Source organism: Psychrobacter sp. FME6 (genome assembly GCF_014861365.1).
In the GTDB taxonomy this organism is placed as follows: Bacteria; Pseudomonadota; Gammaproteobacteria; order Pseudomonadales; family Moraxellaceae; genus Psychrobacter.
This window is the reverse complement of sequence record NZ_RRYW01000194.1, coordinates 1-1,387: the sequence shown is the minus strand read 5'-3', so window position 1 is coordinate 1,387 and position 1,387 is coordinate 1. Positions and strand designations below refer to the sequence as shown.

Sequence of the window (1,387 nt, the reverse complement as noted above, 5' to 3'; positions counted from 1 at the left end):
TAGTGCCATTCACTTAGTTTCTTGTGTCGTTTGGCTTAATTGATGACACGCCCTAAACCCAACGGAGAAAACTATGTCAAATACAGCCATGTCAAATTTAAAAGACTTTCAACAACTAGCTGAAAAGCGCCGTTCTATCTACACCCTAAGCGATCAGCTACCTGTTTCTAACGATGAAGTGGTTAAGCTGATTGAACATGCAGTCTTGCATACGCCGTCCGCTTTTAACTCACAATCCGCGCGTCTCGTGGTTTTATTTGGTGACGATCATAAAAAATTATGGGACATCACTGAAGAGACGCTCAAAGTTATCGTCAATGATGACGAGAAGTTCCAAGGCACTAAAGATAAAATCGCAGGATTTAGAGCGGGTGCTGGTACGATTATGTTCTTTGAGGACAAAGGCGTGGTTAGAAACATGCAAGAAGCAGCCCCTTTGTATGCGGATAAATTCCCAATCTGGGCACATCAAACCAGTGCTATGCATCAATATGTGATTTGGACGGCATTGGCAAGCATCGATGTCGGTGCCAACTTGCAGCATTATAATCCTGTCATCGACCAAAGAGTCGCTGATGAATGGAATATTGCTGATGATTGGGAACTCAACGCGCAGATGGTATTCGGTGCTATTGAGCAGCCAGCAGGTGACAAAGAGTTTCAGCCTGCTGACGCGCGTATGAAAGTATTTGGCTAATATATTAGCTTTGAATACACTATAACCAATGAAGCTGCTATGAATATATCTGAGCGGTTTCATTGGTTTTTTATAATTATAAACTGGAGAAATATAATGGAAGTTTTTGATGCACAAGCGCTGCAAAAAAAGTATGAGCGTTGGTATGAGCTACATGAACAGATAGAAGATGCTCAGGAAAAATGGGCAGAAGCCAGTACATTAATGTCTGAGCTGCAAACTTACTATCAAAGCGCGCAATGGAGAGACGATCATGAAAGCAACATGATGGTTGAATGCGCAGATAATAGGTATTCCATCATTAGTGAAGATGCTCTTTGGAGCGCGTTAACCGATCATCAAGAACAAGCCATTCGCTGGATGAGATTAGGGCTTGATGTTATAGACCGTTGATTCTAAAACTCTGTTATCCTTCATTTTTTTAAAAGCAATATACATTAACCCTCTCTTCTATATATAACCGTGCTGCCTTATTTAGCAGTAACATTTTCAAGAGAGACCATAGCATTCTTTAAGTAATCAATCCTTAGAATATAGCTCTTTACAAAATACAAAATGAGCTGCGGTAGTTTGAAACAATTATATAGGTATAAATTTTATACGTGTATAATTGTCAAAAGTATAAATTTTATATATCTTAGATTAACACACCAAGTGCAACGCTAAATTATATTATAGAACACCTGATTG

Annotated in this window: 2 protein-coding genes; both read left to right on the top strand. The window is 39.1% G+C overall.

Going from position 1 to position 1,387, the window contains the following annotated elements; translation table 11 throughout:
• Nucleotides 1-88: 88 nt before the first annotated feature.
• Nucleotides 89-697 (top strand): nitroreductase family protein, encoded by a 609-nt coding sequence (locus EI162_RS14170; protein WP_192524940.1) that lies wholly within the window; start codon nt 89-91, stop codon nt 695-697.
• A gap of 96 nt (nt 698-793) precedes the next feature.
• Complete coding sequence (locus EI162_RS14165; protein WP_192524939.1) at nt 794-1,090, top strand: DUF4298 domain-containing protein; 297 nt, start codon at nt 794-796, stop codon at nt 1,088-1,090.
• Nucleotides 1,091-1,387: the final 297 nt, after the last annotated feature.

Bases quoted from the DNA above. Each gene is read 5' to 3' on its own strand.
- EI162_RS14165 (WP_192524939.1), top strand. From the start codon at position 794: ATGGAAGTTTTTGATGCACAAGCGCTGCAAAAAAAGTATGAGCGTTGG.
- EI162_RS14170 (WP_192524940.1), top strand. From the start codon at position 89: ATGTCAAATTTAAAAGACTTTCAACAACTAGCTGAAAAGCGCCGTTCT.